Below are 24,216 nucleotides of genomic sequence, written 5' to 3'. Positions count from 1 at the left end.
GACCGGGTGAACAGAACGGAAGCGATGCCGGAGGCAACCGGCACATCCGATGACAAGGGAGGAGACCCAATATGAAACTCAATCGCAGAGCCTTTATCGGCACGGCGGCAGCTGGCGCAGCCACGCTTTCGGCACCAATGGTGATGGGCGCAGCTCATGGTAAACCGCGTGTCGTCGTTGTCGGCGGCGGGGCAGGCGGCGCCACCGCCGCGCGCTATCTCGCCAAGGATTCGAATGGCGAGATCGACGTGACGCTGATCGAACCGACGCGCCATTATTACACCTGCTTCTTTTCCAACCTCTATATCGGTGGGTTCCGCAGCATTGACAGCATCGGCCACTCCTATGGCACGCTGGCCAGCGAATACGGCATCAACGTGCTGCATGACTGGGCCACCGGCGTGGACCGCGATGCCAAGACCGTCAGCACCGCAGGCGGCTACACGCTGCCCTATGACCGGCTGATCCTGTCGCCGGGCATCGACTTCGTGGACGGGGCCGTGCCCGGCTGGGACATCAGCGCCCAGGACCGGATGCCCCATGCCTACAAGGCCGGCAGCCAGACGGAACTGCTCAAGGCCCAGATCGAGGCCATGCCCGAGGGCGGCACCTATGCCATGGTCGCGCCGCCCAACCCGTTCCGCTGCCCTCCGGGGCCGTATGAGCGGGTCAGCATGGTTGCGCACCTGCTCAAGCAGATCAATCCGACTGCCAAGATCCTGATCGCCGATCCCAAGCAGAACTTCTCCAAGCAGGCGCTGTTCGAAGAAGGCTGGAACCGGCATTATTCCGGGATGATCGAGCGTATCGGCCCCGATTTCGGTGGTGGCAATGTCGAGGTCGATCCCGAGGCGATGACGGTGACCATCGATGGCAGCGTGACCAACGTGGACGCCTGTAACGTGATCCCGGCCATGAAGGCGGGCCGCATTGCCGATATCGCCGGCATCACCGAAGGCAACTGGGCGCCGGTCAATGCCGCTGACCTCAGCTCGAAGATGGACGAGAACATCCATGTGCTCGGCGATGCCTGTGCCCAGGGCGACATGCCGAAATCCGGCTTCTCGGCCAACAGCCAGGCCAAGGTCTGCGCGAACGCGGTGCGCGGGGCCCTGACCGGGTCCACCGTGTTCCCGGCGCGTTTCGCCAATACCTGCTGGTCGCTGATCGACACCGATGACGGGGTCAAGGTCGGCGCCACCTACGAGGCAACCGAGGAGAAGATCGCCAAGGTCGACGGCTTCGTCTCGGATACCGGCGAAAGCGCCGAGGTCCGTGCCGCCACCTACCAGGAGTCGATCGGTTGGTATGACGGCATCACCGCCGACATGTTCGGCTAAATCCTGTCTACGCGGGCATTGATTTAGGTCAATGCCCGCGGACATCCGCTCTGGGATTATGGGACAGGACAAGGAGGATCATCCGATGAAAATGTTTGCTGCTATTGCCCTTTGCCTGACGGCCACGACCGCCTTGGCCCAAGAGGCTGTCATGACGCCCTTCGACGGCAGTTTTGACGATGCGACCTTTGCCGTCGAAAACGAGATCGTCGGACGTGGACTGGTCATCGACTATGTCAGCCATGTGGGTGAAATGCTCAACCGCACCGGCGAAGACGTGGGGTCCGATGTGACCATTTTCGATGCCGCCGACGTGTTCCTTTTCTGCTCTGCCACCGTCTCGCGCGAGGTGATGGAAGCGGACCCGATGAATATCGCGCATTGCCCTTATGGCGTCTTTGTCACCGAACAGGATGGCGAGGTCATGATTGGGCATCGCACCTATCCGGACGGGCCGATGCAGGCCGTCGAATCCTTGCTGGACGATATTGTCCAGGCTGCTGCTGGGACCTGACCTGACATGAAATACGATGACTACTTCCGCTCGGAACTCACCCGGCTGAAGGACGAAGGCAATTATCGCGTCTTCGCCGACCTGGAGCGGGAGCGCGGAGCGTTTCCCAAGGCACGCAACCATATTGACGATGCCGTGCGCGACGTGACCATCTGGTGTTCCAACGACTACCTTGGGATGGGCCAGAACCCTGAAGTGCTGGCTGCCATGCATGAGGCGCTGGATACCGTGGGGGCCGGCGCCGGGGGCACACGCAACATCTCAGGCACCACCCACCACCATGTGCTGCTGGAACGCGAGCTGGCCGACCTGCATGGCAAGGAGGCGGCGCTGTTGTTCACCTCGGGCTACGTGTCGAACTGGGCCACGCTGGGCACGTTGGGCGCGAAGATTCCGGGGCTGGTCATCCTGTCGGACGCGCTCAACCATGCCAGCATGATCGAGGGCATCCGCCATTCGAAGGCGCAGAAAGTGATCTGGAAACATAACGATCTCGACGATCTTGAGGCGCACCTGATGGCCTTGCCGGCCAATGCGCCCAAGCTGATCGCCTTCGAGAGCGTCTATTCCATGGATGGCGATATCGCGCCGATCAAGGAGATCTGCGACCTTGCCGACCGCTACAACGCGATGACCTATCTGGACGAGGTCCATGCGGTTGGCATGTATGGCCCGCGCGGCGGCGGCATCGCCGAACGCGAAGGGCTGATGGACCGCATCGACATCATCGAAGGCACGCTGGGCAAGGCGTTCGGCGTGGTCGGCGGCTATATCGCCGCCTCGGCCGATCTGGTGGATTTCGTGCGGTCCTTCGCCAGCGGGTTCATCTTCACCACCGCGCTGCCGCCGGCCGTGGCCGCCGGGGCCTGCGCCTCGATCCGCCATCTCAAGGCCTCTGCCGCCGAGCGCGACCTGCAGAAAGACAAGGTCGCCAAGGTGCGCGAAAAACTGGACGAGATCGGCATCCCGCATATCCCGAACCCCAGCCATATCATCCCGGTGATGGTGGGCGACCCGGTCAAGTGCAAGTTCATCAGTGACACGCTGATGGACCAGTTCGGCATCTACATCCAGCCGATCAATTACCCGACGGTGCCCAAGGGGACCGAGCGGCTGCGTATCACGCCCGGCCCGGTCCACTCCGAGGCTGATATCGAGCGGCTGGTAGGCGCGCTGTGCACCCTGTGGACCCAGTGCCAACTGGCCCGGCAACCGCTGGCGGCGCAGTAGCGCGGAACAGATTTCCTGAATCATGTTGACGGGGCCGGAATTCCGGCCCCGTTTTCATTGCCCGAATGTCAGGCGGCGACGAACCGATAGCTGTCGCCCGATTTCTCGGCCCGGCCAATCCCCGGATAGGGCATGTGGAACCCGATGAAGGGCATCTGGTCATTGGCCAGCTGGTCCAGCAGCGCAACGCGGGTGGCCGCGCCCATCTCCTGGTCCTGATCGGATCCGGACACCCAGCCGGGGCGCTCGAAGGCGACATGGGCATTGCCGATGCAATCGCCCAGCACCATCACGCTTTCACTGCCGCCACGCAATTCGAAGGCCATGTGGCCGGGCGTGTGGCCGAAGGTGGCGCGCGCGGCGATCCCCGGCAGGATTTCCTCGCCATCCTCGAAGGTTGTCAGACGGTCTTCGATCGCGCCAAGGTAGCGGATCGCCCCGGCGGCAAAGGCCAGTCGCGCCTCGCCGATCGTGTCGGGGGTGGCCGGATCCAGCCAGTAATCGCGCTCAGCCCGGCCGATCATGTATTGTGCCTCGGGAAAGACAAGGTCGTCGAAATCGTCCAGCAGGCCCCACAGGTGGTCGGGATGGGCATGGGTGAAGACCACGTGGGTCACGTCCTCGGGATAAACGCCCAGCTCGTCCAAAGCCTCCCAAAGGGTGCCGGCGGAGGGCATGAAATTGGGGCCCGCCCCGACATCGAAGAGGACCGTGTTTGTGCCATCGCGCATCAGGGTCACGTTGCAGTCGGGGGTCATTTCGTCGCCGGTTATGCCATAACGGGCCAGGATCTCGGTGACTTCGTCCTGCGGCAGATCGCCGAACTGGAACTCGCGCGGCAGCACGAGATTGCCATCGCTGAGCGTGTCGATCTGCACATTGCCGAGGGTCATCTGCGCATGGGCCCAGCCGGGCAGGGCGGTTGCGCCGAGGGCGGCTGTGCCCGACTTGAGCAGTGTGCGGCGATTGATCTGCATGGTTTCCTCCCGGATATCATATTCAGTTTTCTATATATTATACCAAGCCCGGCCGCCCGGCAAAGTGTTTCGGGAGATGTATGCGCGTGTATGCAAAAGGCTTGCCGACTCATGCCGTGTGTGGATAGGTTCAGGGCGCGTGACGGGAGAACTGGCAACGCCAGTGCCGAAGGAGCAACCGCCCCGGTAAACTCTCAGGCTTCAGGACCGCCACGCGATAGGACTCTGGAGAGTGGTGCCACACGCACCCGCCGAAGGGATAACGATCTCAGGCAACGGGACAGAGGGGGCATTGACGGCGGGCGCCTGTCCGCATCCAATGCCCGGGGCTGTGCCCCCGGCCAAAACGACCGGAGGCGGCATGGCCGAACTGAACAGAACACCTCTCTACGACCTGCATGCCAGTCTTGGCGCGAAATTCGTGCCTTTCGCGGGCTACGACATGCCCGTGCAATACGCACTGGGCGTGATGAAGGAGCATCTTTGGACCCGCGAGAACGCGGGCCTGTTCGATGTCAGCCATATGGGGCAGGTGATCCTGCGCGGGCCGAAGGCGGCGGCAGAACTTGAGACCTTGGTGCCGCAGGCGGTGCAGACGCTCAAGGAGGGGCGCCAGCGCTATGGCTTTTTCACCAATGAGGATGGCGGCATTCTCGATGACCTGATGTTCGCAAATCGCGGCGATCACCTGTTCGTGGTCGTCAATGCGGCCTGCAAGGAGGCCGACATCGCCCATATGCGGGCGGGGCTTGAGACCACCAGTGTCGAGGTCATCACCGACCGGGCCCTAATGGCCTTGCAAGGCCCCAAGGCCGAGGCGGCGCTGGCCCGGCTGGTTCCGAACGTGGTCGATATGGCCTTCATGGATGTCGAAACCCATGCGTCCGATTTCGGCGAATTGTGGATTTCGCGGTCCGGCTATACCGGCGAGGACGGGTTCGAGATATCGGTCCCCGCCAACAGCGCCGAGGCCCTCGCCAAGTGCTTGCTGGAGGATGAAACCGTTGAAGCGGTCGGGCTGGGTGCCCGCGACAGCCTGCGCTTGGAGGCGGGCCTGTGCCTTTACGGCTCTGATCTGGACGAGACCACGACGCCGGTCGAGGCCAATCTTGTCTGGGCCATTCAGAAGGCCCGGCGCGAGGCCGGCGATTACCCCGGCTTCGCGCGCATCCGTCACCACCTGACGGACGGGCCGGCGCGGTTGCGCGTGGGCCTGCGCCCCGAGGGCCGCGCGCCGATGCGGGCCGGCACCCCCCTTTATGCAGAGGAAGAGGCGAGCCAGCCCGTGGGAGAGGTGACCTCGGGCGCCTATGGCCCCTCGACCGAATGCGCGATTTCGATGGGATATGTCGGCACCGCCCATGCGGCGCTGGGAACGCCCCTTTGGGGCGAAGTGCGCGGCAAGCGTCTGCCCGTCACCGTGTGCGAATTGCCGTTCCGGCCGTCCAGTTACAAGAAGTAAGGAGACAAAGATGAAATTCACCGAAGAACACGAATGGCTGCGCGTCGAGGGCGACGTGGTGGTCGTGGGGATCACCGAACATGCCTCGACCCAGCTGGGCGACGTGGTGTTCGTGGAACTGCCAGAGGATGGTGGCGAGGTGGCCAAGGATGACGAGGTCGTGGTGATCGAAAGCGTCAAGGCAGCGTCGGACATACTGGCCCCGCTGGATGGCGAGATCGTCGAGGTCAATGCGGCGTTGGCCGACAATCCGGGCCTCGTCAACGAGGACCCGCTGGGCGAGGCCTGGTTCTTCAAGATGAAGGTGGCGGACCTGTCGGCCATGGACGACATGATGGACGAGACCGCCTACAAGGACTTCATCGGCGCCTAGGCGTCAGCCTCGCAATTGGGGGCTCTGCCCCCGCCCGCGCGCCGCAGGGCGCGCGGCCTCCCCCGCGGTATTTTGACCCCAAAGAAGCAGGTGCGGCATGCCTTTCACCCCGACCGAATACCTTCCCTACGACTTCGCCAACCGGCGCCATATCGGCCCCAGCCCCTCTGAAATGGAGGAGATGTTCAAGGTCATCGGCGTCGAAAGCCTTGACCAGTTGATCGAAGAAACCGTGCCGCAGGCGATCCGGCAGGCCGAGCCGCTGGATTTCGGCAAGCCCATGTCCGAGCGAAAGCTGCTCAACCACATGCGGCAGGTGGCGGCGAAGAACAAGGTGCTGACCAGCCTGATCGGGCAGGGCTATTACGGAACGGTCACGCCGCCGGTGATCCAGCGCAACGTGCTGGAAAACCCCGCTTGGTACACGGCCTACACCCCCTACCAGCCGGAGATCAGCCAGGGCCGGCTGGAGGCTTTGTTGAATTTCCAGACGATGGTGGCGGACCTGACCGGCCTTGAGATTGCCAATGCGTCCCTGCTCGACGAGGCGACGGCCTGCGCCGAGGCGATGGTCATGGCGCAGCGTGTCGCGAAATCCAAGACAACCGGGTTCTTCGTGGACGAGAGCTGCCACCCGCAGAGCATCGCGGTGATGCAGACCCGCGCCGCGCCCTTGGGCATCGATGTGATCGTCGGCAGCCCTGATGATCTGGACCCCGAGGCTGTCTTCGCGGGCATCTTCCAGTATCCTGGCACCCATGGAGAGTTGCGCGATTTCACCCCCGAGATCGAAGCGCTTCACGAAACCAAGGCGATCGGGATCGTGGCCGCCGACCTGATGGCGCTGACCCTGCTGAAAGAGCCCGGCGCGATGGGCGCCGATATCGCGGTGGGCAACACCCAGCGCTTTGGCGTGCCCATGGGTTTTGGTGGGCCGCATGCCGCCTATTTCGCCTGCAAGGATGCCTATAAGCGCAACATGCCGGGGCGGATCGTAGGCGTCAGCGTCGACAGCCACGGCACCAAGGCTTACCGGCTGTCCCTTCAGACCCGCGAGCAGCATATCCGCCGCGAGAAGGCCACGTCGAATGTCTGCACCGCGCAGGCCTTGCTGGCTGTGATGGCCTCGTTTTATGGCGTGTTCCACGGGCCAGAGGGGCTGAAGGCCATCGCCCAACGCATTCACCGCAAGACGGTCCGGCTGGCCAAGGGCTTGGAAGAGGCCGGGTTCGAAGTTGTTCCCAAGGCCTTCTTCGACACCATCACGGTCGAGGTCGGGCCGCTGCAACGGGCGGTGCTGAAATCCGCCGTGGACGAGGGGATCAACCTGCGCCCGGTGGGCACGACAAAGGTGGGCATCTCGCTCGACGAGGCCACGCGCCGTCCGGTGATCGAACGGGTCTGGCGGGCCTTCGGGATCGAGCGCAAGGACGACGACCTGACCCCGGAATACCGGGTGCCCGACGCGCTGCACCGCCAGTCGGGTTTCATGGATCACCCGGTGTTCCATATGAACCGGGCCGAGACCGAGATGATGCGCTACATGCGGCGCCTCAGCGATCGTGACCTGGCTCTGGATCGGGCGATGATCCCGCTGGGGTCCTGCACGATGAAGCTGAATTCGGCGGCCGAGATGATGCCGGTCAGCTGGCGTGAATTCAGCCTGATCCATCCATTCGCCCCCGCCGACCAATGGCAGGGCTATCGCGAGCTGATCGACGATCTCTGCGACAAGCTGTGCACCATCACCGGCTATGACGCCATGTCGATGCAGCCCAATTCCGGGGCGCAGGGCGAATATGCGGGCCTGCTGACGATCATGGCCTATCACCGGGCCAACGGGGATACGGCGCGCAAGACCTGCCTGATCCCGGTGAACGCCCATGGCACCAACCCGGCGAGCGCGCATATGTGCGGGATGGATGTGGTCGTGGTCAAATGCACCGAACGCGGCGACATCGACCTGGAGGATTTCCGTGCCAAGGCCGAGGCGGCTGGGGAGACCCTGGCTGCCTGCATGATCACCTATCCCAGCACCCATGGCGTCTTTGAGGAAACCGTGCGCGAGGTGTGCGACATTACCCACCAGTTCGGCGGGCAGGTCTACCTGGACGGGGCCAACCTGAATGCCATGGTCGGCCTGTCCAAGCCGGGAGAGATCGGCAGCGATGTCAGCCACCTGAACCTTCACAAGACCTTCTGCATCCCCCATGGCGGGGGTGGGCCGGGCATGGGGCCGATCGGGGTCAAGGCGCATCTGGCGCCGCACCTGCCGGGCCACCCGGCCACGGGCGGGGAAGAGGGGCCGGTTTCGGCCGCGCCCTATGGCTCGCCCTCGATCCTGCCGATTTCCTGGGCCTATATCCTGATGATGGGCGGGGCCGGCCTGACCCAGGCGACGAAAGTGGCGATCCTGAACGCCAACTACATCGCCAAGCGGCTGGAAGGCGCCTATGACGTGCTGTTCTCGGGTGACAAGGGCCACGTGGCACATGAATGCATCCTCGACACGCGACCCTTTGCCGAAGCGGGCGTGACCGTCGATGACATCGCCAAGCGGCTGATGGATTGCGGGTTCCACGCGCCGACCATGAGCTGGCCGGTTGCGGGAACCCTGATGGTGGAGCCGACCGAGAGCGAAACCAAGGCCGAGCTGGACCGCTTCTGCGATGCCATGCTGGGCATCCGCGAGGAGATCGCCAAGGTCGAAAAGGGCGACTGGCCGCAGGACAACAACCCGCTGAAACATGCGCCCCATACCATGCAGGACATGGTCAAGGACGATTGGGACCGGCCCTATTCCCGGCAGGAGGCCTGTTTCCCGGCGGGCAGCTTCAAGGTGGACAAGTATTGGGCGCCGGTCGGGCGCGTCGACAACGTCTATGGCGACCGTCACCTTGTCTGCACCTGTCCGCCGCTGGAGGACTACATGGACGCCGCCGAATAGCCGACGGCCAGCATCCGGAGAAACGAAAGCCCGCGTCCATTGCGACGCGGGCTTTTTCGTTCATCCCCCGGTCTTGTCTTCGGGGATATCCACCTCTTGGGGGGGCGGGTCGTCATAGGGGGCCCAGCCGTAATTGCCACCGGTTTCGGGGAGCTCGTGATCGCGGACGTTACGAGTTATGAACGTCTTGGCGATGAAATTGGCGGTGATCGGCGCGGTCAGGAACAGGAACAGCGTGATCAGCAGCTCGTGGAAGGAAAGCGTGCCTTTGCCCAGCAGGAAATAGAGCATCGACGCAATCAACACGCCGCCCACGCCCAGCGTCGTGGCCTTGGTTGGCGCATGAAGGCGCTGCATGCTGTCGCGCAGTTTCAGCAACCCGAAGGACCCGACGAGGCCGAAAATGCCGGCGACGATCAGGAAAAAGCTGATGACGATTTCGGTGATCAGGGACATGGCCGCCTCATTCGATGATGTCGCCGCGCAGCACGAAGCGGCAATAGGCGACGGTTGACACGAATCCCACCATGGCGACCAGCATCGCGGCCTCGTAATACATCGCCGTGCTGCGGTAGATGCCGTAGAGGATGAGCATGGCGATCACGTTGATGACCATCGTGTCCAGCGCCAGGATCCGGTCTGCCGCATCCGGTCCTGTTGCGATGCGCCAGAGGTTGAACAGAAGGCCAAGGCCGAAACAGCCGAAGGCGAAGAAGAGCGCGGCAGTCATCATTGGAAAATCTCCATCAAACGGCCCTCGTAGCGGGACTTGATCTGGTCGCGCACGGCGTCGGGGTCATCCGTATGCAAGCAATGCACGAGGATCGCGCTGGCATCGGCAGAAAGCGTGGCCGAAACGGTGCCGGGTGTCATGGTGATCGTGCCGGCAAGAACGGTGATCGCCTCGGCCGATGTCAGCTGCAGCGGGATGGTGACCCAGCGCGAGGTGATCGAGGCATTGGGCTTGAACAGGATGATTGCCGCCACTTGGACATTTGCGACGATGATATCCCACAGAACGATCAGGATATACTCGATCACTTTCAGCGGTCGGGCGACCTTCGGGCGGTCGGGCCAATAGGGCGAGGTCAGCAGCGGCACGATCAGGCCGAAGGCGCTGCCCAGGATCAGGTTGCCGAGCGTCACCTTGTTGACCAGGCCCAGCCAGACCAGAACCATCATCAGGCTCAGAAGCGGGTGAGGGAAAAGACGTGCCAACATGGATCAGACCCCTCCGTTCGTGCCAAGCACGGCGGCGACATAGCCCGCCCGGTCAAAGAGCTGCCCGGTCGTTGCTTCAAGATACCCGGCCAGCGGCCCGGCAAACAATGCAAGCGCCGCAAGCAGACCCAGCATGGCCAGCACGGGCATGACCTGCGCCGTGCCCGCCGCATTACGTTCGATCTGGTGCAAGGGCGCGTCCCCGGTTTCAGGCGCCGGGGCAAGCGAGGTGGATTTCCAGAACAACACGCTGCCCGCCCGGGCGAAGCCGACGATGGTGACGAGCGACCCCACAAGGATCGCCGCCCAGGCCCAACCGATGACACCGGGCGCGCGCAGGGCGTCCATGACCAGCAGCTTGCCCAGGAAACCGGACAGCGGTGGCATGCCTGCCATGGCAATGGCCGCACCGAAGAACAGTGCCGCCATCAATCCGTTCTGGGCGATGGCAGCACGTGTCGACAGGCCGTCATTTCCATCGCGCTGGGCCATGACGAGGTCGGCCACGAGGAACAGGGCCGCGGCGGCAAAGGTTGAATGCACGAGGTAATAGAGACCGGCCGTCATCGCGGCCGGGGCAAAGACAGACACGGCCAGCATCAGCGTGCCCATGGACCCCAGAACGGCGAAGGCGATCAGCGGCATCAGGCGGCGGGCACCCAGCACACCCGCCGCGCCGATCGCGATGGTGATCAGCGCCGCCGGGAACAACCAGTCGAAGGCTAGCCCGTCGGTCGCCTCGATGCCGGGACCGAATACGGTGGTGTGGATGCGGATGATCGAATAGGCGCCGACTTTCGTCATGATCGCGAACAGCGCCGCGACCGGGGCAGGGGCATTGGAATAGGCCCCCGGCAGCCAGAACTGCACCGGAAACAGCGCGGCCTTGACTGCGAAGACGATCAGCAAAAGCATCATGGCCACCCGCACGAGGGCGGCGTCTTCCAGCGGAATGTCCTGCAGTCGCAATGCCAGGTCCGCGATGTTGAGCGTGCCGGTGCTGGCGTAAAGCACCCCCAAGGCGAACAGGAACAGCGTGGACCCCGCCAGGTTGATGACAACGTATTGCAGACCCGCGCGCATCCGGTCACGTCCGCCGCCATGAATCATCAGCCCGTAGGAGGCGATGAGCAGGATCTCGAAGAACACGAAAAGGTTGAACACGTCCCCCGTGAGGAAAGCGCCCGAGATCCCCATCAGCTGGAACTGGAACAGGGCATGGAAATGGCGGCCCCGGTCGTCCCAGCCGGTCGCGGTGGCGTGCGCCAGAACCAGCAGCCCAAGCAGCGCCGTCAGCAACACCATGAGCGCCGACAACCTGTCCAGCACCAGCACGATGCCGAACGGGGCGGGCCAGTCGCCCAACCGGTAGACCTGGGTTTCGCCGCCCGCCGCCTGAACCACCAGTCCCAATGCGATGGCCAGAAGGGCGACGGCACCGGCAAGGGAAGCGATCCGCGCAAGGCGAATGTCATAGCGCATGACGAAGCCGATCACCGGGGCCAGAAGGGCCGGCAGAATGACCGGGGCGATGATCCAATGGTTCATTGCGCATCCTCCTGGCCGGGTTCGACCGGCAGGCCGGCATTCTCGGACCGGCCGAGGTTTATGCGGTCGCTATCGGATTCAAGGAACGACGCGAGGGCGACCATGACCAAGACGGCCGTCATCCCGAAGGAAATCACGATCGCCGTCAGAACCAGCGCCTGCGGCAGCGGGTCGGTATAGGTGGCCTCGCCGTATTTCGACAAGATCGGCGGCATGTTCGTGGTCAGCTTGCCCGCCGCGAAAAGAAAGACGTTCACCGCGTAGGACAGCATGGCCAGACCCAGGATGACCGGGAAGGCGCGCAGGCGCAGCACGAGGTAGACCCCCCCGGCCGTCAGAACGCCCACGGCGCTGGCAACGATCATTTCCATGTCAGGCCTCCCCTTCGCGTTTGTCTTGGCGTTCGACCGGATCGTAATCCATGGGCTCGACATTCACCGTTTCGCCGGCATGACGGGCCAGACGCGACAGGCTGTAGAGCATCAGCATCACCGCACCGAGCACGGCAAGGAACACGCCCAGGTCGAACAACATGGCGGTTGCCAGCTCGAACTCCTCGATGGGTGGCCAATGGACGTAGCCGAAGGCACTGGTCAGGAACGGCTTGCCCGCCAGCCAGGCGCCCGCGCCGGTCAGCCCGGCAATGATGACACCCCATCCGATGAGCGTGTGATATTCGATCCGCTGGCGGTTCTGGGTCCATGCGAAGCCCGAGGCCATGTATTGCATCAAAAGCGCGATCGACACGACCAGGCCCGAGACGAAGCCGCCACCGGGCTGATTGTGGCCACGCAGGAAGATATAGATGCCGACCATCAGCGCGATGGGCATCATCACGCGGGTTGCGACAACCATCATCAACGGGTGCCGGTCACGCGAACGATCCTGCGACAGTTCCATGTTGCGCAGCCGGCGCCCGGCGGGGCCGTTCAGCAGGGCCTCCATAACGGCGAAGATGATCAGTCCGGCAATGCCCAGCACGATGATCTCGCCGTAGGTGTCATAGCCGCGGAAATCCACGAGGATCACGTTCACGACGTTTGTGCCACCGCCGCCCTCGTAGGAATTGGCCAGGTGATAGTCCGAAATCGTTTCAACATTGCGCTGCAGGAAAGCATAGGCAACGGCGGCCACGCCGCCACCCGCCACGAGCGCGATCACACCGTCCCGCAAGCGGCGTCCGACACCGCTTTCGATCGGGGTTTCCTTGGGCAGGAAGTGCAGCGCGATCAGCAACAGAAGGATCGTCACGGTCTCGACGGAAATCTGCGTCAGGGCCAGGTCGGGCGCTGACAGGAACACGAAGCCCGAAGAAATCATCAGCCCGATGATCCCGATCAGGACCAATGCGCGGAACCGGTGGCGGTGCATGAGGACCACCGCACCGGTCGCCGCGACTAGAAGCACCCAGCCGACCCAGACGACCGGGTCCACGGGAAGCGGTGCGCGGTCGGGCGCGGCCAGGCCGCCTCCGGACCAGGCCACGGCCCCGAGCGCCACCGAGGCGGCGACGAAAATGGCCAGGTAGCGGCTGATCTCGCCGGTGAACAGAAGATCGGTCATCCGGCGTGTCAGGCTGACAACGGCCGCAATCAGTGCGTCGAAGATCGTCTTGGCCTCGGGGCGCGGCGCGGCGATCCAGGCCCGGTCCAGCGGCTTGTGCAGCCACAACAGGATTGCCCCGCCGATCACCGCGATGATCGACATGTAGAGCGCCGGGGTCAGCCCGTGCCAAAGCTTGAGCTTGGCGTTCTGCTCCACCCCGGTCACGGCCCCCGCGGCGACATTGACCAGCGGTTCGGCCAGGTGGGGCATGACGCCGATGAGCACGACGGGAATGCACAACAGCGCCGGCGCCGCCCACATGCCGAAGGGCGGGTCGTGGGGTTTGGCCGGGTAATCGTCGCGCACCGGGCCGCCGAAGACGTGGAAGATGAAGCGCAGGGAATAGGCGACCGAGAACAGCGCGCCCAGCGTGGCCAGCGCACCGATGATCCAGGGATTGTCCCACCAGACGGTATGCGCGGCCTCTTCCAGCATCTTTTCCTTGGAAATGAAGCCGTTGAACAGTGGAATGCCAGCCATGGACAGCGCGGCAATCGTGCCGATCACGGCGGTGATGGGCATCAGTGCCGACAGCCCGCCCAGCCGCTTGATGTCGCGGGTATGGGTCTCGTGATCGACGATCCCGGCGGTCATGAACAGCGCGGCCTTGAAGGTCAGGTGATTGATGATGTGGAAGACGGCGGCGATGGCCGCCTTGTCCGTGCCAAAGCCCAGCAACATGGTCAGCAGACCCAGATGCGACACGGTCGAAAAGGCCAGCAGCGCCTTCAGGTCATCCTTGAACAAGGCGATCACCGCGCCGACCACCATCGTGATCAGGCCGACGCTGGCGACGATGTAGAACCAGGCCTCGGTGCCGGCCAATGCGGGCCACATCCGCGCCATCAGGAAGACGCCAGCCTTCACCATGGTGGCCGAGTGCAGGTAGGCCGAAACCGGGGTGGGGGCCGCCATGGCGTGCGGCAACCAGAAGTGGAACGGGAACTGGGCCGACTTGGTAAAGGCGCCCAGCAGGATCAGGATCAGCGCAGGCATATACCAGTCATGTGCCTTGATCTGGTCGCCTGCGGCCAGGATGTCGGTCAGGTTGTAACTGCCCACGATATTCCCGAGGATCAGCATCCCGCCGATCATCGCCAGCCCGCCCGCGCCGGTCACGGCCAGCGCCATGCGGGCGCCCTGCCGCCCCTCGGGCAGGTGTTTCCAATAGCCGATCAAGAGGAAGGAGGACAGCGAGGTCAGCTCCCAGAAAATCAGCAAAAGCAGGATGTTGTCGGAAAGAACGATGCCCAGCATCGCGCCCTGGAACAGCAGAAGATAGGTATAGAACTGGCCCATCGGGTCCTCGCCCGAGAGGTAGAACCGCGCATAGAGCGTGATCAGCAGCCCGACCCCGAGGATCATCCCGGCGAAAAGCAGGCCCAGCCCGTCGAGGAAGAAGGACGCCGAAAGGCCGAGTTGCGGCAGCCATTGCAGCTCATACTGGATCACCTCGCCGCGCATCACGTCGGGGGCCAGAACGATCAGCATCGTCAGGGCCAGGGCCGTTGGAATGGCGGTAAAGCTGGCGCAGGCCGTGCGACCGGCCCGGATCATCAGGCCGGGCATCAGGGCGCCGGCAAAAGGCAACAAGGCAATGATGATCAGAAAGACGTTTCCATCACTCATCGGCTGTCGTGCCCCCGGTCCCTGTTAAGTTCACCGAGATATGGTGCAAATGGCCATTGGATGCAAACGAATGTCGACAAAAATCGTCATGATAAGGTGTCGCAGCGGGTCGAAACCGGCGTCAGGGCTTCCAGGTCAGGAAATTCGCGATCAGGTGCAGCCCCGTGGCCTGGCTTTTTTCCGGGTGGAACTGGGTGCCGATGATCGTATCGCGCCCGACAACCGCCGTCACCGGCCCGCCGTAATCCACATGGGCGATCAGGTGGGCCGGGTTCTGGACCTGCATGGCCCAGCTGTGAACGAAATAGGCATGGTCCCCATGATCGAGCCCCTCCAGCACCGGGTGCGGGCGATCGACGACCAGGTCGTTCCAGCCCATATGCGGCACGGGCAGGGCGGGGTCTGAGGGGGTGATGCGGCAGATCTCTCCGGGGATCCAGCCGAAGCCCGGGGTTTCTTCGTATTCATGGCCGACGCTGGCCAGCATCTGCATGCCGACACAAATCCCAAGGAAGGGCACCGCGCGGGTCTCGACCGCTTCGATCACCGCCTCGGCCATGCCGGACAGGCCGAATAGCTGATCCCGGCAATGTGGAAAGGCCCCGTCGCCGGGCAAAACGACGCGGTCGGCGCGGCGCACCATGTCGGGATCCGAGGTCACGATGACCTCGCCCGCGTCCACCTCGCGCGCCATCCGCTCGAACGCCTTTTGCGCCGAGTGCAGGTTGCCGCTGTCGTAGTCGATCAGAACCGTTGTCACAGCGCGCCCTTGGTCGAGGGGATCGCGTCCGCCTTGCGTGGGTCGGTTTCGACTGCCATGCGCAGCGCGCGGGCCACCGCCTTGAACGCGGCCTCGGCGATGTGGTGGCTGTTGAAGCCGTGCAGCCGGTCGATATGCAGCGTGATGCCGCCATGAGTCGCCAACGCCTGAAAGAATTCGCGGACCAGTTCGGTGTCGAAGGTGCCGATCTTGGGCGTCGGCAGGTCGAGATTGCAGATCAGGTAGGGCCGGCCGGACAGGTCCAGCGCACAACGCACCTGCGCATCGTCCATGGCAAGGTGGCATTCGCCGTAGCGGTTGATGCCGGTCTTGTCGCCCAACGCCTGCACCAAGGCCTGACCCAGCGCGATGCCGGTATCCTCGACGCTGTGGTGATCATCGATATGCAGATCGCCCTTGGTGCGCACGTTCATGTCGATCAGCGAGTGACGCGACAGCTGGTCCAGCATGTGGTCGAAAAAACCGATCCCGGTCTGATTGTCATACCGGCCGGTCCCGTCCAGGTCGATTTCGACCTCGATCTCGGTCTCGGCGGTTTTGCGGCTGATGCTGGCCTTGCGCATGGGGCATTCCTTGTTGCTGTAAAGCGGCTTATAGGGTGCCTCAGCCGTCGCGCCAAGCACCCGATGCGGCGCACGCTTCAAAGGGGTGGCACAGCTGCCGCAGGCGATTGCCCTTGGCGGCGGAGCATGCCAGCCTGTCTCGAAATCTAGCGAAGGATCCTCGCCATGACTCAATGCGTTTTCGTCCAGATCCGCTGCCGCCCCGGCACCACCTACAAGGTGGCCGACGCGATCGCGCTCAAGGAAATCCACTCCGAGCTCTACTCGACTTCGGGCGAGTGGGACCTGCTTATGAAGCTCTATGTGCCCGACGACAGCGACGTGGGCCATTTCATCAACGAGAACCTGCTGGACATTGACGGGATCGAACGCAGCCTGACGACTCTGACCTTCAAGGCCTTCTGATGCTGCCCGATGGCTATTCCGATGTTCCCCAGGGCAAGCTGGCTGCGGTTGTGACGCACCTTCAGATGTTCGCCCGGCCCGCGCCACGCGCCGCCGCCTTGCCGGGGGCGGAACTGGTCGCCCATGCCGAACCGGACCCCGAGTGGTATCGCGCATTGTTCACGCGTATCGGCCGGGACTGGCTGTGGTTTTCACGGCTGGGAATGGATGATGCCGCGCTCAGGGCAATCCTTCATGATCCGCAAGTTGCGGTTTTTTCCCTGCGTCGCGCGGGCGAAGACCTTGGCCTGCTGGAACTGGATTTTCGCATCGCTGGCGAATGCGAACTGGCCTATTTCGGGTTGGCCGCCGAACTTCAGGGGCAAGGCGCCGGACGCTGGTTGATGGAAGAGGCGCTGACGCGGGCCTGGGCCGCGCCGATCACGCGCTTGCATGTCCATACCTGCACGCTCGACAGCCCCGCCGCGCTGGCCTTCTATATTCGGTCTGGCTTCACGCCCTATCGCCGCCAGGTCGAGATAGCCGATGATCCGCGTCTGACAGGGGACTTGCCCCGCGAGGCCGCGCCGCAGGTGCCTATCCTGTAGAGCTCAGCCCAGGAAGTCACGCAGGGTTGTTTCAAGCGCATCCCAATCGGTGAATTCATGTTCATCGGCGGTGGAATCGTATTCCTTGCCGCGCATGACCACATGCTGAATCACCTGTTGCGCGAAATAGTCGTATTCGCGACGCTTGATGGCCCCGGCCACGAGCGCGCTCGCATCGGGGGTGAAGCCGGTGCGCATCTGCATCTCGGTGACGTAGTCTTGCGCCTCGTTCCGGCCTTCGGGAAACGCGGCGTTCATGCTGACGGACAGGAACAGGGTCTTGCAGCGCGCAAGGTCTTTGCCTTGCGCGGTCAGGAACAGCTCGAATTCCTGCGGGTGGCGGCGCTCATGGACCGGGGCCGCGAGGATGACCCGCTCGGCGCCCTCCAGCGGCACCTCGACCATCGGGTCGGACATGTCGATCAGCTGCGGCGCCTGACCGGATTTTCGGACCAGATCGGCGGCGAATTCGGCCACTTTTCGGGTCTGGCCTTCGAGAGACTGGAAAATGATCGGGACGGCCATGGCGAACCTCGTCTTTGGCTGTGCAACCTGAAAACAGCCTAACGGCCACCCCGTGCCTGCGGCAAGTATCTGTTGCCGCCTGCGCGGTCATGCCGCTTCGGGCGGGGGCGACGGGGCGGGCTAGGTTTCGTCCGAATATCCGTAATATCCACCATAGCGATAACCACGGGTCGTCACCTCCTGGAAGTTCAGAACGGAGACAACCGAGTCGGCGTTGGGCAAGGCGTCTTCGAGTTGCTCGTAAGACTTGCGAAGGTCCGTTTGCCCGGTCTCGTCGAAGCGGACGCAAAGCACGGTGCAGTCGGCAAGCGGCGCGACATAGCGCGTGTCCACGACCGGCAGAACCGGCGGTGTGTCGATGACAATGACATCGAAGCTTTCCCGAGCCTTCGTCACCAACCCCGTAAAACGTTCGGACTGAAGGATTTGGTCCGTCGGCACGTCGCTGCGGCGATTTCCAAGGATGACGCCGAGTTCCGGGATCCGGTCGGCCACATAGAACCCGTCCAGCCCGACCGTCTGGGTATCGTCCAGCAGATAATCCAATAAGCCGCGTTCGGGATCGACACCGATATACTTGTGCAGGCTGGGCTTGCGCATGTCTGCATCGATCAGAATAACGCGTTTTCCGGACATCGCGTAGGTTCGGGCCAGGGAAAGCGCGATCGTGGATTTCCCTTCTGCCGGTTCGGCAGACGTGACCATGACGATCTTGCCGCGCTCCTCGACCGGGCTGAACCGCTTGTCGATGCTTGCACGCAAGCGGCGAAAACCTTCGGCAAAGGATGACATGGGTTGATCGAGGATCGTGTCGGCCACCGATACCTGGTCCCGCTGGGGCGTAATGCCGGGGATGGTTGCGGCCACCGGCGCAGGGATGACGGCTGCCAACTGGTGTTCCGAGGTTATGCCGCCCATATAGTATTCATTCAGGAAAGCCAGCCCGACACCCAGACCCAAAGACCCGATGAGGGTCAGCGCCAGGATCAGCCCGGCATCGGGGAAAGAGGCACTGGACGGCGGCAGGGCTTCGGACACGATGCGGCTATCGGCGACTTCGACAAGGGATTGCGCCTCCAGTCCCCGCATGCGGGCCAACAGGGTATCGTACTGGTTTCGGGCGATCGAGGCTTCCTGCTGCAAGGCATAGATCTCGGATAGGGTGGCAGCGGTCAGGTCCGTCGAGAGCAGGGCGCGGCGAATGCTTTCACGGGCACCCTCGCCAATCCGGCGGGTCTCGGAAATGCTGGACTGCAATTGCCGGACGCCGGCCGTCCCCTCAAGCTGCAACTGTTCCTCCAACTGCGACAGCTCGGCCCGCAGGTCGATGGCGGCCTGGCTGCCGTCCTCGGCCTGGCCCAGTTGGCGCGCCAGCCTCTGGCGCTGATTTGCCAAGGCCGCAAGCGCCTCGGATTCAAGAGAAGCGGTCAGCGTTTGCCAATCGCCTGTTTGCAGAGCTGTCTGGCTGGTTTCTAGGGTCTCTTGGAATTGCGCGCGGCTTGTTCTGGCCTGCAAGAGCTGGCTGCGGAGGGCGGCAACTTCGGCCGACCCGCTTTCCTCGGCCAGTCGGTCGAGATTGTCGTCGATATAGGAGGCAAGCGCAGCTTCTGATCGAGCCAGGTTTTGCTGCGCCGTATCGAGCTGTGCCTTGAGCACATCCCGTGCGGACAGCGAGGCGGCCACTTTGCTGTCCACCTGCTGCTCAATATAGACCTTGGCGAATGTATTTGCCAAAGCGGCGGCCCGGTCCGGGGATTCCGATGTCACCGAGACCGAGATGACATAGGTGAGGCCTTGTCGCTTGACGGTCAGTGCGTCCTTGACACGCGACAGGGTCGCATTCAGCAATTGCCGCCCGGTTCTGTCGTCCGAGGACCCAATGCCGACAGCTTGCAAGATCTTGTCACGCAGGCCGAGGCTTGGGCCGAATTCGGGATCCGCAAGCAGGTTCGCGTCTTCGATCGCGGCCAGAGCGGTCGCGTTAGAACGCAGGATTTCCACTTCGCTTTCGATGAAGGCGTCAGCCCCGCGAATGTTCGGGTTGGTGGTTTCGCCCGGGTCCAGAAGGTTCTTGCTGGAAGGGTCGATCAGCAACAGGGCCGAGGCAGTATAGAGCGGGGTCGCTGATGCAACGTAGATGGCGGCCAGCCCGATGGCGATGGCCATGGTCATCAGGATCAGGCGAAGCTTTCGGCGCAGCAGCAGAAAGATATCCCTAAGTCCTGCCGTGCCGGTGTCGTAACCTGCCATCCTGCCACTCGAAATCCGTTACAGGTCTAATCCATTAAATCGGGTGCAACCCGGTGTCTAGTCGCCACATGGTTGTATACGGCACGCTGAGCCTGCAGGAACCGCGGGCTATCATTATCGGTAAGGCGGACCGCCATGAGGCGCCCCGTCGCATAGGCACCGGTGTCGATATTGATCCGCCTTGGGGATTGACGTGGGGTGTCATGCGCAAAATGACCGTGCACGACGATGGGGCCGTCCGGGGCGGGGGCTCCGTCGCCGTCAAATCCCCAAAGCAAGTCCGTGGGCCGTTGCGCATGGGGCGGTTTCGACGGGTCCGTGCCTGCATGGCAAAGGAAATAGTCCCCGACCCGGAGGCCATGTGGCAGATCCGACAGAAGCTTTATGTGGCTATCGGGAATGTGGGTCCTTAGCCGGCGGCGCGTGCCATTCCGGGCAGCGCCCGAAACATCGGCAGGGTCCAGGTGCAGGCCGTAGGAGGCAAGTGTCTCCAAGCCGCCATGATCCAGCCAACCCATATGAGGCTCGGGATCGTCCAGGAAACGCAGGAACATTTCTTCGTGGTTTCCGCGAAGAACCACGCGTTCGTGATCCGTTGGAGGCGGCCCAAGCATGTGGTCCAAGACTCCGGCGGATTGTGGCCCACGGTCGATCACGTCGCCCAGCAGGACGATCAGCTTCTTGCCGGGGCGGGTTGCGCCATCCGCCACGATCTGCGCTTCGAGGTCCTGGTAGAGGTCGAGACACCCGTGAACGTCGCCAATGGCATAGACCGCGGCGGGCATCTCGCGCAGGGCGAGTATCCGGGCCGTTGCCGAGGATGTGCTGTCGACCGGGCGCCCGGTGAGCCATCTGGTCAGGCGGGATATCACCGCTCGTCCGCCTTACGCCGAAGTTGGCCCAGTCCGAGCGCGAGGATAGCCAGGAAGAGAAAGACATTCGCCTGGATTTCCAGGCTGAAATCGACCAGCGAGTGAAGCGAGCCGAGCGCCAAAATGCCGAGCGCGGCGACGGGCATGGCAAAGGCGGACGCCCTGCGCCGGACGCTGCGGACGAGCCTCATCGTGGCAATAAGCAGCGCAAGCATCGGCAGGGAGCCCGCGACGACGCCCATCTCGACCCACAAGGCCAGGTAGGTGTTGTGGGCATGGGGCCAGATTAGCCCCGAAGAGACAGGCGCATCGTGAAAAATCTCGTATGCGATCGGAAAGGTGTCGAGGCCATAGCCGAAAAAGGGCCGTTCGGCGATCATTCCTGCGACCTGGGCATAGAGGTCGGCCCGCGTGTCGATGGCCTCGGACACCAACAGGCTGCGTTCGATGGCGCCTTGCCCGAAGGCGGCGAGCAGGATGGCCGTCAGAATGACCGCCAGCAGCATCACGCGAATGAATGTCGCCCAGGGCGCGCCGTGGATTTTCACAGACATTGCGTAATACACGACCATACACCCCGCGAGGCTTGCGGCGATACCCATCCGCGACTGTGTCGCCATAAGCGCGGTTGCGATCACCGCGATGCCCAGCCACCCTGCGAGAGCGGCCAGGCTGTTTTCGTCCAGACGCATCATCCGTCGGCGCGGGCGTGCTACGCCGTGCCGTGCCTGGTTCATGACCACCGCGATCCCGATGACCAGGCCCATCCCAAGGAATGTCGCGTAGGAGTTGCGGTTGATGAATGTGCCCGTGGCAACGCCCAGATAGGCCTCTTTCTTGCCCCAGAACGCGATGTCGCCCAGCAAGGTCAGCGCTGCGAGGCCCCAGGTTGCATGGACGATGATGCCGATGAAGATCGCTCGCGCCATCGCATTGATGCGTCCCGGATGGGTGGCGATTTCGAGCATGAGGAAGAAGAAAAGCCCGTAGCTCAGAAGCCGGAGAATGCCTGTGAAGGTCGCCATGGTCGAAAGTGTCAGCCGTTGCGGCTGCATCTCGGCCGGTAAATCGCCAATCGGAGGCGAGCCGAGCGGCAGCAGCTGGATCAGCGCGGCCGCCGGCAGGGCCAGCCCGACTGCGAGGATCAGCTTGAAATGCCGCGCCTGCAAGGGGCGGGTGGGCTGGATCCGCCTCATGGCGATCAGGTAGCCGGCGGTCAGCAGGCCCAGAACCACGGCCCAGCCCATCCAGAAAATCGGCCGGTTCGAGCCCAGAGGGATCGGGGCCAGCAGAACGATCGCCACAAGGATGCCGCCCAGCCGGTCGTTGAGTTTGCGCGTGGCGCGTTGGCGCGAAAGCGGAGCGTCGTCGGGCTGAAGCTCGATCTCGTCGAAAGACAGTCCCTCGGCGCCTTGTTCCGAGCCGACCTCCGAGCGCAATACCGGTTGCAGCACTTCGAAATTGACATCAGACTTAACGCTCATTGATCCGCCTCACCTCGCGCAGGAAGAGTCGTTGATCTTCCGCCGGCGCCTCTTCCATCATCGATATGATGAGGTCCTGTTTGGTGCCCGAGCGCACGAACAGCTCCGCCAGATCACGTCGAAGCTTCGGATCGCTCGCAAGCAGATGAATGTCATTGGAAAGCCCCGGCGCACCCCGATCGCTTGCGCCGACGTCAAGGGTAAGGGCCAGGCGCAACCTGCGGATCGCGATCCACCCCTCGCGCGGTCCGCAAAGCCTGGAATTGGCAAGGGCCGCGCGGGCGGGGCCGGGTTGGTCCAGTTGCGCGAGTGAAACCCCTTTGGCCAACCAGGCAATGGACACTGTCGGGGACGAACGCAGGATGGTTTGTGCCTGGGAGAGGCAGGCCTCCGAGAAGCCCTGTCGCGTTGCGTCGGGATAGATGCTGAAAAGAACCGTTTGTGGCGCATCCACGCAAAACCGCATCTGGTCGACCTGACGGCTGAGGCTTGCCGGCTCGGCGAGCTTGGCTGATGTGGCATGACGTGGAATCCGCTCATTGAGCGAGCGCGATGCCTCTCGAAAATGGCGGTATTCGTGAACGAAAAGGCAACCCGCCATCAGGGCGAGCACGACGCAAAAGATGGACAGGGCGGTCCGCAGCATATGTGGGAACCCTTCGGCAACGACGATCGAACTGCTCTGGGTGGCCGCGAGAAATCTCCGGTCACTCTTCAAAGACACGTTGCGACCCGATTGAACTCCCCTTAAAATTGCACTATAGAATTCGAAAAGCAACTCTGGGATGCTTTTTGCGTCGCTGTCGTTGAGTTTGGGAGATGGTCATGGCTGTAGGGTTTCGGACGCATGGGGTGGTTTTGGCGGTGACGTCGGTCCTTGGCTTCAGTCCCGCTGCTCATGCGCAGCCGCTTTCCGGTCTGGACACCACCGCAATTCTCGCTGCCTGCCAGACGCCAGCGGTTGAGACTGGTTGCCAAGACCTGGTGCTGCAGGCCCTTGCTATGCTGGACGACGCAAACCTGACCGATGAAGAACACGCGGCGGTCATCGCGCAGATTGCTGGCGCGGTTTTGGAAGCCGCGCAAAGCTCCTCCGGTTCGACATCTTTGCTCTCCACCGTGCTGATCACGGTTTCGGAAGCGTCACGCGATGCGGATCAGGCCGATGCAATCGTCAATGTCGCGACTTTGATCGAAGGGGGAGGCGCTTCAGAAATCGAAAACGACGTTTTTGCGGCAAGCCCGGCATAAGACGTTTCGTGAATTCTCTGTTTTCAGATTCGATTGGACTGAGTGTCGGTTTCATTCGCGAGTATTCTGGAAAATTTCTTGCCCCCCAGTTTTGTCAGCTGCATGAAATTCGATTCATCTCGCCTCTGATAATCAGAGCTAGATTGAAGCCATTTCCTAAGACCAAAGTGGAGTTTTCCTTGGCGACCTGGGTGACCCTGTCCTGACAGTCTTCTTGAAGGTCAGTGTTATCTTCTTCTCATAGGTATTTTTGCATTACGCACCTGTTCTTGCCTCAAGCGAAGTGAGGCAAGAGCCGTTGTGCTGCACTGAATCTATTTGGATCAATAGCGATCTTTCGGTTCGACATTCATCTTTCTGAAAAACCGTTAATATTTCATTAACTATATCAGGGCGATGCTTTGGCGCCGGATGGAAATGATCAAGAACTTGGAAAAGAACTCTCGATCGTTCATTTGTTGGGGGCTGAAGTGTTCGATAGCGAGTCATTCTTTTCCGATGATTTCGAGATTTCCGCTGATTCAGTAGGGTCAGGACTCATAGCCAGTAGATGACGAGTGCTGCGAGGGCGATGGCTGACAGGAAGACCTTCGGGCACCTGTCGTAGCGGGTTGCCACACGCCGCCAATCCTTCAACCTACCAAACATGATC

Annotated in this window: 23 protein-coding genes, 1 pseudogene and 2 riboswitches; of the genes and pseudogenes, 9 read left to right on the top strand and 15 right to left on the bottom strand. The window is 62.6% G+C overall.

What is annotated here, in order from left to right; genetic code table 11:
- The first annotated feature begins 71 nt into the window (after positions 1-71).
- From DFK10_RS08950 to hemA, 3 genes are all read left to right on the top strand, one after another.
- The gene (locus tag DFK10_RS08950; protein WP_109388689.1) at positions 72-1,340 is read left to right on the top strand and encodes an NAD(P)/FAD-dependent oxidoreductase; all 1,269 of its coding nucleotides are present in this window, start codon (positions 72-74) and stop codon (positions 1,338-1,340) included.
- Positions 1,341-1,431: 91 nt separating this feature from the next.
- Entirely contained in the window at positions 1,432-1,854 is a 423-nt protein-coding gene (locus DFK10_RS08945; protein ID WP_408005582.1) for a DUF302 domain-containing protein, read from the top strand.
- 6 nt (positions 1,855-1,860) lie between these two features.
- On the top strand, positions 1,861-3,084 hold the full coding sequence (gene hemA, locus DFK10_RS08940) for a 5-aminolevulinate synthase (protein ID WP_109388687.1): 1,224 nt from the start codon (positions 1,861-1,863) through the stop codon (positions 3,082-3,084).
- Positions 3,085-3,152: 68 nt separating this feature from the next.
- On the opposite strand, the gene DFK10_RS08935 is transcribed toward hemA, so the two are convergent.
- The gene (locus DFK10_RS08935; protein WP_109388686.1) at positions 3,153-4,061 is read right to left on the bottom strand and encodes an MBL fold metallo-hydrolase; all 909 of its coding nucleotides are present in this window, start codon (positions 4,059-4,061) and stop codon (positions 3,153-3,155) included.
- 133 nt (positions 4,062-4,194) lie between these two features.
- Positions 4,195-4,281, top strand: a riboswitch (glycine riboswitch).
- A gap of 3 nt (positions 4,282-4,284) precedes the next feature.
- A riboswitch (glycine riboswitch) is annotated at positions 4,285-4,347 on the top strand.
- A 75-nt stretch (positions 4,348-4,422) separates the two neighbouring features.
- Between DFK10_RS08935 and gcvT the strand changes: the two genes are divergently transcribed.
- The 3 genes from gcvT to gcvP all read left to right on the top strand — a co-directional run bounded on the left by gcvT (position 4,423) and on the right by gcvP (position 8,843).
- Positions 4,423-5,523: a glycine cleavage system aminomethyltransferase GcvT gene (gcvT, locus tag DFK10_RS08930; protein WP_109388685.1), complete on the top strand. Its 1,101-nt coding sequence runs from the start codon at positions 4,423-4,425 to the stop codon at positions 5,521-5,523.
- A gap of 10 nt (positions 5,524-5,533) precedes the next feature.
- Complete coding sequence (gcvH, locus tag DFK10_RS08925) at positions 5,534-5,896, top strand: glycine cleavage system protein GcvH (protein WP_109388684.1); 363 nt, start codon at positions 5,534-5,536, stop codon at positions 5,894-5,896.
- 97 nt (positions 5,897-5,993) lie between these two features.
- Positions 5,994-8,843: an aminomethyl-transferring glycine dehydrogenase gene (gene gcvP / locus DFK10_RS08920; RefSeq protein WP_109388683.1), complete on the top strand. Its 2,850-nt coding sequence runs from the start codon at positions 5,994-5,996 to the stop codon at positions 8,841-8,843.
- A gap of 60 nt (positions 8,844-8,903) precedes the next feature.
- Here gcvP and DFK10_RS08915 read toward each other — a convergent pair whose 3' ends face one another.
- The 8 genes from DFK10_RS08915 to hisB form a co-directional block, all read right to left on the bottom strand.
- Positions 8,904-9,299: a Na+/H+ antiporter subunit G gene (locus DFK10_RS08915; protein WP_109388682.1), complete on the bottom strand. Its 396-nt coding sequence runs from the start codon at positions 9,297-9,299 to the stop codon at positions 8,904-8,906.
- A 7-nt stretch (positions 9,300-9,306) separates the two neighbouring features.
- The gene (locus tag DFK10_RS08910) at positions 9,307-9,576 is read right to left on the bottom strand and encodes a K+/H+ antiporter subunit F (protein ID WP_109388681.1); all 270 of its coding nucleotides are present in this window, start codon (positions 9,574-9,576) and stop codon (positions 9,307-9,309) included.
- A complete protein-coding gene (locus tag DFK10_RS08905; protein WP_109388680.1) occupies positions 9,573-10,064 on the bottom strand; it encodes a Na+/H+ antiporter subunit E in 492 nt (163 codons plus the stop codon). The genes DFK10_RS08910 and DFK10_RS08905 overlap by 4 nt, the downstream gene beginning before the upstream one ends.
- Positions 10,065-10,067: 3 nt before the next feature.
- Positions 10,068-11,612: a monovalent cation/H+ antiporter subunit D gene (locus DFK10_RS08900; protein ID WP_109388679.1), complete on the bottom strand. Its 1,545-nt coding sequence runs from the start codon at positions 11,610-11,612 to the stop codon at positions 10,068-10,070.
- Positions 11,609-11,983 carry a Na+/H+ antiporter subunit C gene (locus DFK10_RS08895; protein WP_109388678.1) on the bottom strand — a complete coding sequence of 125 codons (375 nt, stop codon included), beginning with the start codon at positions 11,981-11,983 and terminating at the stop codon, positions 11,609-11,611. Before DFK10_RS08895 ends, DFK10_RS08900 begins: the two co-directional genes overlap by 4 nt.
- A 1-nt stretch (position 11,984) precedes the next feature.
- Entirely contained in the window at positions 11,985-14,846 is a 2,862-nt protein-coding gene (locus DFK10_RS08890; RefSeq protein ID WP_109388677.1) for a monovalent cation/H+ antiporter subunit A, read from the bottom strand.
- Between the two features lie 121 nt (positions 14,847-14,967).
- Positions 14,968-15,606: an imidazole glycerol phosphate synthase subunit HisH gene (hisH, locus tag DFK10_RS08885; protein ID WP_109388676.1), complete on the bottom strand. Its 639-nt coding sequence runs from the start codon at positions 15,604-15,606 to the stop codon at positions 14,968-14,970.
- On the bottom strand, positions 15,603-16,190 hold the full coding sequence (hisB, locus tag DFK10_RS08880) for an imidazoleglycerol-phosphate dehydratase HisB (protein WP_109388675.1): 588 nt from the start codon (positions 16,188-16,190) through the stop codon (positions 15,603-15,605). The genes hisH and hisB overlap by 4 nt, the downstream gene beginning before the upstream one ends.
- A gap of 165 nt (positions 16,191-16,355) precedes the next feature.
- On the opposite strand from hisB, the gene DFK10_RS08875 reads away from it, so the two are divergent.
- On the top strand, positions 16,356-16,595 hold the full coding sequence (locus DFK10_RS08875; RefSeq protein WP_109388674.1) for an Lrp/AsnC ligand binding domain-containing protein: 240 nt from the start codon (positions 16,356-16,358) through the stop codon (positions 16,593-16,595).
- A complete protein-coding gene (locus DFK10_RS08870) occupies positions 16,595-17,182 on the top strand; it encodes a GNAT family N-acetyltransferase (RefSeq protein ID WP_109388673.1) in 588 nt (195 codons plus the stop codon). Before DFK10_RS08875 ends, DFK10_RS08870 begins: the two co-directional genes overlap by 1 nt.
- A 3-nt stretch (positions 17,183-17,185) precedes the next feature.
- Here DFK10_RS08870 and DFK10_RS08865 read toward each other — a convergent pair whose 3' ends face one another.
- The 5 genes from DFK10_RS08865 to DFK10_RS08845 all read right to left on the bottom strand — a co-directional run bounded on the left by DFK10_RS08865 (position 17,186) and on the right by DFK10_RS08845 (position 22,959).
- Positions 17,186-17,707 (bottom strand): flavodoxin domain-containing protein, encoded by a 522-nt coding sequence (locus DFK10_RS08865; protein ID WP_109388672.1) that lies wholly within the window; start codon positions 17,705-17,707, stop codon positions 17,186-17,188.
- 120 nt (positions 17,708-17,827) lie between these two features.
- Positions 17,828-19,957, bottom strand: a complete 2,130-nt coding sequence (locus DFK10_RS08860; RefSeq protein ID WP_109388671.1) for a GumC family protein — start codon at positions 19,955-19,957, stop codon at positions 17,828-17,830.
- A 26-nt stretch (positions 19,958-19,983) separates the two neighbouring features.
- The gene (locus tag DFK10_RS08855; RefSeq protein ID WP_109388670.1) at positions 19,984-20,829 is read right to left on the bottom strand and encodes a metallophosphoesterase; all 846 of its coding nucleotides are present in this window, start codon (positions 20,827-20,829) and stop codon (positions 19,984-19,986) included.
- Positions 20,826-22,313, bottom strand: coding sequence for an O-antigen ligase family protein (locus DFK10_RS08850; protein ID WP_109388669.1), 1,488 nt, complete (start codon positions 22,311-22,313; stop codon positions 20,826-20,828). Before DFK10_RS08850 ends, DFK10_RS08855 begins: the two co-directional genes overlap by 4 nt.
- Positions 22,303-22,959 carry a hypothetical protein gene (locus DFK10_RS08845; protein ID WP_109388668.1) on the bottom strand — a complete coding sequence of 219 codons (657 nt, stop codon included), beginning with the start codon at positions 22,957-22,959 and terminating at the stop codon, positions 22,303-22,305. Before DFK10_RS08845 ends, DFK10_RS08850 begins: the two co-directional genes overlap by 11 nt.
- A gap of 179 nt (positions 22,960-23,138) precedes the next feature.
- On the opposite strand from DFK10_RS08845, the gene DFK10_RS16230 reads away from it, so the two are divergent.
- On the top strand, positions 23,139-23,564 hold the full coding sequence (locus DFK10_RS16230; protein WP_146193249.1) for a hypothetical protein: 426 nt from the start codon (positions 23,139-23,141) through the stop codon (positions 23,562-23,564).
- 537 nt (positions 23,565-24,101) lie between these two features.
- On the opposite strand, the pseudogene DFK10_RS08835 reads toward DFK10_RS16230, so the two are convergent.
- A pseudogene (locus DFK10_RS08835) lies at positions 24,102-24,216 on the bottom strand (IS5/IS1182 family transposase); the annotation flags it as partial.

This window comes from Salibaculum griseiflavum (assembly GCF_003129565.1).
GTDB classification, from domain to species: domain Bacteria; phylum Pseudomonadota; class Alphaproteobacteria; order Rhodobacterales; family Rhodobacteraceae; genus Salibaculum; species Salibaculum griseiflavum.
The sequence above is the reverse complement of the archived record's forward strand: the minus strand, read 5'-3'. Positions and strand labels throughout refer to the sequence as shown.